A 6782-nucleotide genomic window follows, 5' to 3' on the forward strand; every position below is an offset into this window, starting at 1 on the left:
TCTGCTCAATGCGCGGTCGCTTCGATCCGCCCGTCCCGAACGCTGACTCTGTTGCCTGGCCGGCTGCGGCTGGGTCCTTCGACGATAACGCGATCGCTCGCGTCGAGCCCGCGGCGAATGACCCGCAGGCCGTCGACGAGCGGTCCGGTCTCCACCTTTTTGCCGACGACCTTTCCTCCCTCCTCGACCACGAGCACGGTCTTTCCCGCCTGATCGGCCGATAGGGAAGAGTCCGAGACCAGCATGACGGAATGCGGCCTCGAAGCGGGCAGGCGGACTCGCGCGAACTGGCCCGGCGTGAGCGAATGGTCGCGATTGTCGAGGGTCGCGCGCATGCGAATAGTGCCCGTGTTCCGATCGAGGCTGTTGTCGACGAAAACGAGATGGCCCAACCGACTCCATTCGGATTCGTCGATCAGGCGGGCGCGGACCTCGATCTCCGCGAGGGGATCGAGCCGGCTCTCGGCGGAGCGTAGATAAGCGACATAATCCGCTTCGCTCAGATCGAATTCCAGATAGATCGGATCGAGCGACACGATGGTCGCCAGAGGCGTGGCCTCGGCCCCGCCGCTATTGACGAAATCTCCTATCGACACCCGCCGCGCTCCGATGCGGCCGTCGAAGGGCGCCGTGACGCGGCTGAACTCCAAGTCGAGTTGCGCGGCCTCCACCGCCGCTTCGGCCTGCTCCACGGCGCCTTCCGCATCCCTCAATTGCTGCAGGCGCAGATCATGCTCCTCCTCGGAGATATAATGTGTGCGCCGAAGAGCCGAGCTCCTCTCGATCTTCTTTCTCGCGAGATCGAGCTGCGAAGAGGCGATCTTGCGTTGCGCGCTCGCCTTTCGGAGCTGAATCTGGAACGGCCGCGGATCGATGGCGAAGAGGAGGTCGCCCTTGCGAACCATCTGACCGTCCTTCGCCCGAATCTCCGTCAAATAGCCGCCGACGCGCGCGATCAGCTCCACACGGTCGACCGCCCGCAAGCGCCCCGTTTGCGTGATCCAATCCACCACCTCGCGAGCGACGGGCGCGGCGACCGTCACCACTGGAGGCGCCGCCTCCGCAGGAGCCCCGGCAGGCTTCGACGACGACGAAAACAATCGATCGGGAGAGCCGACGAGCGACCCGGCGCCCATGACGCAGGCCATGAGGCCCAGAGCCTGCCACCTGCGCCGCCCGCGCATTTTCGACATGCGACACATGCTGCCTCCGCATTTTACGCATGAGCATCGCAGCCGCCAGCGCCTAGGTATATGGCCAAGACGCTTCAAATCGATTGGACCAAGAATGCGCGGCCCAGATATCCGTATTATCACGCATATCGATCGCCTCAGAGAACTTGGCCTAGTTGAAAAACTCATTCATGTCTCTATACGCAGAGCAGAGCCTGTATTAGTAAATGCGACGTGAAGAATTTAGATTTCACTTCGCAGATATAGTAAAACCTCGAACGACACCGAGCATAAATGCTCGCAGAGGCGCCGCGCCAGCGGGTTCGACGCTGAGGGCGTATGCCCGCGAAGCGGTTCGACTGGCCGGCGCGGCTCGGAAACGACATCGTCACATATCATTTGGAGGCTTCACGACATGACACAGATCGACGTCGACATCGTCATCGAGCGCTCCCACGACCGCGCAACGAGACCCGCGCCGATATGGTCCGGATGGCTCGAGGCCGACGACCTTCAGAGCCTGACCGAGCATCGGCTGCTCGTCGCGCTGCGCGCCGGAGAGATCGATCTTCGCGGCCTGCGCATCCTGCTCGTTCAGCACCATCTCTATTCGCGACACTTCACGCGCTATCTGACGGCTCTAATCAGCCGCCTGTCGAGCTTCGACGACGTCCGCAGCCTCACCGAGAATCTGCTGGAGGAACTCGGCGTGGAGGGCGGAAGCGAGCTGACTCACGCCGAGCTGCTGCAGCGCTCGCTTCGATCGATCGGCGCCGAGACACACAAGGCTACGCCGCTTCCGCAAACGAACGCGCTCATCGAGACGATGTTGCGCCATTGCCGCTCGGTCGATCCTCTCGACGGTCTCGCCGCGCTCGGCCTCGGCGCGGAGTCGATCGTGCCTCTGCTCTACAGCCCGATCGCCGACGCTCTAACGGCGCAGGGCTTCGACGACGATACGCTCGAATTTTTCCGGTTGCACATCGCCGAGGACGAAGGGCATGCGCTCGCCATATTCGCTATTCTCGAAAGACTGACCTCGAATCGGCCGTCCGCCCATGCGCGGGCGAGGTCCGTCGGGCGCGAGGTGATCGACCGGCGCGCCGAGATGTTCGACGCGATCTGGAACGAGATCCAGAGCGGCGCCGCGGCGGATGAGCCTGCCGGGACGATCGGCCGCTCGTCCTCGGCCGACTTCTGGCGCGTCCCCCCGAAGCTGTCTGCGCAAGCGCACGAACGTCTGAGACATGCCTCGGTGATCGCGGAGCAGGATTCCGGATCGTCACGCTTCTCGGACGAGCGCAATCACAAGGTGCATATCGTGGATTTGCCCACGCACACGATCAGCATGACGATCGGACGTCTCGATCCGTCGCAATCGACGCGCATGCATCGTCACAACTACGAGACCGTCATCTATGTGATCGCCGGGCAGGGATTTTCCCGCATCGGTTCGCGCGTCGTCGACTGGAAGGCCGGAGACGCGGTCTATGTTCCCGTCTGGGCGGCCCATCAGCACGTGAACACGGGCGCGATCGAATGCGTCTACGTCGCGTGCGAGAACGCGCCCCTGCTGCAAAATCTCGGCTCGATCGCGCTGCGGGAAGAACTCGCGCCGGCCGCCGAGTAAGCAAACCACGACGCGCATCGCCTCGACATCGGAAACGCACGGTCGGTGGATTCGGCCGATCGGCTCCGCTTGCGCATATCGTCGGAGAACCGCAATGACTCTCGCTCAATATTCGCGTCCGAGCGCCGAAGCGGGCCATGAAGCCGCGGCGTCGCCCGCGGTCGCCGCCACGTCGCCATGGATCAATCTCGCGGCCCGCCTGGTCGCGGAGAAGCACGAATGCCGCAAGCCCTGCTTCGTCGGCCCACAGGGCGAATTGAGCTACGCGGAGCTCGATCGGGAAATGCGCCGCGCAGCATCGGCTTTGACCTTGCTCGGCGCGCGCGCCGGCGACCGCATCTTCATCGCGCTCGACGACGGCTTCGAGCTGGCGACGATCTTCTACGCCGGCCTCGCGATCGGGGCGATCCCCGTCGTCTTCAATCCGAAGCTCGACGCCAGATCCTCAGTCGAGGTGCTGAACGACTGCGCGCCCGTTCTGGCGTTCTGCAAGCCCGCCTACCTCGACACACTCGAAGCGGCCTGTTGGTCGACGGGCGGACGCACGCGCGCGCTCGTCGCCGCCCCCGGCGAGCGCGGCCATATCGATTGGCGACCGGCCGAAGCCGACCCGAATTGGCGCGACTTCGTATATCGCGACGTCGAGCAGACAGCGCTCATTCAGTATACGTCGGGCACCACGACGGGGCGCCCGAAGGGCGTCGCGCATTCGAGCCGCGGAGCGCTCGCCGCCTGCGAGCAGCTTGCGGCGCGACGCCTCGGCCTGACATCGGAGGATGTGATCTATTCCGTGTCGAAGACGTTCTTCGGCTACGGAATGGGCAACAGCCTGTTCTTTCCCCTCTATGTCGGCGCGACCGCCGTGCTCGACCCGCGCTGGCCGACACGGGAGACCGTGATGGAGAATCTGACGCGCCATTGCGTCACGGCGCTATTCGCAGTGCCGACGGTCTTTCGAATGCTGCTCGCGGCCGACCGGCCGCATTGCGCGCTTCGTCTCGCATTGTCCGCCGGCGCTCCCTTGTCCGCGCGCATTCGATCGGCCTGGCGCGCGCATTTCGGCCTGCCCGTTCACGACAGCATCGGCGCGACGGAGCTCTTCCATATCTTCGCCACCACCTATCCCGACTCAGCCGCCATGGACGGTCTCGGCGGCATGGTCGGCGACTGGCGATCGGTCATCGTCGACGCCGACGAGCGTGTCGTGGCGCCGGGCGAGATCGGCGTCCTGCTCGTGCAATCCTCGGCGCGCGCGCTCGGCTATTGGAGCCGGTCCGCCGAGACCGTCCAGCGCTTCGACGATCCTCGCTTCGGAATAGGCTGGTTCCGCACCGGCGATCTCTTCAGCCAGGATGCGTCCGGCCGCCTTCACTTCCATGGTCGCGAGGATGATCGCTTCAAGGTGTACGGGCGCTGGATCATTCCCGGCGATATCGAGGCGTTCGTCGCGCGACATCTTCCGGATCTCGACGAGGTCGTTCTGGCTCCCGGCCGCGGCGGCGACGGGGAACTGCGGCCAGTCCTGTTCCTGCGGGCCGAAGGCTCTTCGCTCGACGCGGCCGCCGAGCGCGTCGCCTCGCTGCTTCGCGCCAATTACGACAGCTATCAATGTCCCGCGCTCTACTTGTCTTTCGGCGGGGCGCCGCCCCTGTCGAGCAATGGCAAGCTCGATCGCCGCGCATTGAGCGAGCGGGCGAACGCGGCCTTCGCGAATGAGGCGAGCGCGCTGGTCAGGGAGGGCGTATAGCCATGCTCGACGTCGATAGTCTCACATCCTATGCCGCGGCAGGCTACGCGCGGGCGCCGTTGTCGCGGCGCCTGCCGCTGCCGAGAGCGGCGCCATCGGCGATCTACCGAGCTCTCGCGCATAGTCGCGATCATTTCCTGTTCGAGACGCGCGAGCGCATCGGAGACGACGGCGAGACATGGTCGCCACGCATGTCGGTGATCGGGCTCGAATGCAGCGAACGTATCGAAGTCGACGGCAAGCGTCTGGTCAGACGGCGTGGGGACACTGTCCTCGAGGAGACGAGCGACGCAGATCCGCTCGCTCTGCTGCAACGGCTCCTGGCGAGCCGGCGGGCGCCGCGGATCGCCGGGTCGCCGGAATTTTGCGGCGGACTCTTCGGCTACTTCGGATTCGAGACGGCGCGGATGATCGAGCCGCGTCTCGACCGTCGCCCGAGAAAGCCGAAGCCCTACGAGCTTCCGGAAATCGCACTTCTGATCGCCGAGAACGCGATCGTGTTCGATCATTCGAGCCGCCATGTCGAGATCGTCATCGACCTTGCGATCGGCGGCCTCCCGCGAAGCGAGATCGCCCGTCGACGAGACGAAGGGCTGGCGCGGATCGACGAGCTGTGTCAGCGCCTGGAGAGCGTCGACTTCGAGGACGAAGCGATCGCGCCGGAGGGCGATCGACGACAGCCGAATGATCCGACCTATGTCTTTCCACAACAGCTTTTCGAGGCGGCGACGGAGAAGGCGCGAGACTATATCGCCGATGGCGACATCATGCAGGTGGTGCTGTCACAGCGCTCGACGAGACAGCTGCGATGCGAGGGCATCGACTATTACCGCGCTCTGACGAGCGTTTGCGGCGGCCCTTACAGCTATTTGCTGACGCTCGGCGACGCTCGGGTCGTCGGCGTGTCGCCGGAGACGCTGTTCCGTCTCCGCGACGGCGCCGTCGTCAGTCGCCCCATGGCCGGAACGCGGCGGCGCGGGGCGGATGCGGTCGAAGATCTGAGGCTCGAGGTCGAGCTGCGCGCAGACCCGAAGGAAAATGCCGAGCATATGATGCTGGTCGACCTCGCGCGCAACGATCTCGGCCGCGTCTGCGAGGTCGGCAGCGTCGAGGTCGCCTCCAAGCTCGTCGTCGAGCGCTATTCTCATGTGATGCATCTGGTTTCCACCGTGATCGGAAGGGCGATTCGCCAGCTCGACGGCGTCGACGTGCTGCGAAGCGCTTTTCCGGCCGGCACGCTGAGCGGCGCTCCGAAGATCCGGGCGCTGGAGATCATCGACGAGTTGGAGCCTTGCGGTCGCGGAGTCTATGGCGGCGCGATCGGATATCTCGGCTGGGACGGCGACGCCGACTTCGCGATCGCCATTCGCACGGCCGTGCTGAAGGACGGCGTGCTGCAAATGCAGGCCGGCGCAGGCATCGTCCATGATTCCGTTCCGCAGCGGGAATGGCAGGAGACGATCGAGAAAGGCCGGCTGCTCACGACGGCAGCCGCGCTCGCCGAGGCGATTCGATGTCCCGCGCGAAGCGCGCAGTTCCCGAGCCGCCGGACGGTCTCGGCAGACTCGAGGATAACTGCGAATGCACCTCATGATCGATAATTACGACTCCTTCACCTACAACATCGTTCAATCTTTCGGCATCCTCGGCGCTTCGATCGTCGTTCGTCGCAGTGACCAGATCTCGCTCGACGAGATCGCCGAGTTGAAGCCGGAGTCTCTCATCATTTCTCCGGGCCCCTGCACGCCGAGCCAGGCCGGCGTGTCCGTGGCGGCGATCCGCCGCTTCGCCGGCGGGTTGCCGATGCTCGGCGTCTGCCTTGGACATCAATGCATTTCGGTGGCGTTCGGCGGCTCTATTCGACGAGCCTCAGAAGTCGTTCACGGAAAAGTCTCGAAGGTGACGCACGATGGCTGCGGGCTCTTTCACCGGATACCGCAAGGCTTCGCGGTCGGCCGCTATCATTCGCTCGTCGTCGACGATCTGCCCGATTGCATCGTCGTCAGGGCGCGCGAGCATTGCACTGACGGACGCGACGGCGAGATCATGGCGCTAGAGCACGCCGAATTGCCGATCTGGGGGCTGCAATTCCATCCGGAATCCGTTCTGACCGAGCATGGTTTGAAGCTGCTCGACAATTATCTGAACCTCGTCGCAGGGTTCAACGGGTGCAGAACGTCGAAAAAGGTTGTGTCGCAAATTTTGTCTACGGAGTGTTGATTTCCACTGAGAG

5 protein-coding genes are annotated in these 6782 nt (G+C 64.3%); 4 read left to right on the plus strand and 1 reads right to left on the minus strand.

The window, feature by feature from the left end:
• Positions 1–5: 5 nt before the first annotated feature.
• Positions 6–1202: an efflux RND transporter periplasmic adaptor subunit gene (locus A1351_RS12680; protein ID WP_198022821.1), complete on the minus strand. Its 1197-nt coding sequence runs from the start codon at positions 1200–1202 to the stop codon at positions 6–8.
• 385 nt (positions 1203–1587) lie between these two features.
• On the opposite strand from A1351_RS12680, the gene A1351_RS25365 reads away from it, so the two are divergent.
• From A1351_RS25365 to A1351_RS12700, 4 genes are all read left to right on the plus strand, one after another.
• Entirely contained in the window at positions 1588–2802 is a 1215-nt protein-coding gene (locus A1351_RS25365; RefSeq protein ID WP_198022823.1) for an iron-containing redox enzyme family protein, read from the plus strand.
• Positions 2803–2896: 94 nt separating this feature from the next.
• Positions 2897–4549 (plus strand): AMP-binding protein, encoded by a 1653-nt coding sequence (locus A1351_RS12690; RefSeq protein WP_024881801.1) that lies wholly within the window; start codon positions 2897–2899, stop codon positions 4547–4549.
• Between the two features lie 2 nt (positions 4550–4551).
• Positions 4552–6150: an anthranilate synthase component I family protein gene (locus A1351_RS23990; protein ID WP_083967308.1), complete on the plus strand. Its 1599-nt coding sequence runs from the start codon at positions 4552–4554 to the stop codon at positions 6148–6150.
• Complete coding sequence (locus A1351_RS12700) at positions 6131–6769, plus strand: aminodeoxychorismate/anthranilate synthase component II (RefSeq protein ID WP_064033152.1); 639 nt, start codon at positions 6131–6133, stop codon at positions 6767–6769. The genes A1351_RS23990 and A1351_RS12700 overlap by 20 nt, the downstream gene beginning before the upstream one ends.
• Positions 6770–6782 lie beyond the last annotated feature (13 nt).

The sequence above is a fragment of the Methylosinus sp. R-45379 genome (assembly GCF_001644125.1).
Lineage (GTDB): Bacteria > Pseudomonadota > Alphaproteobacteria > Rhizobiales > Beijerinckiaceae > Methylosinus.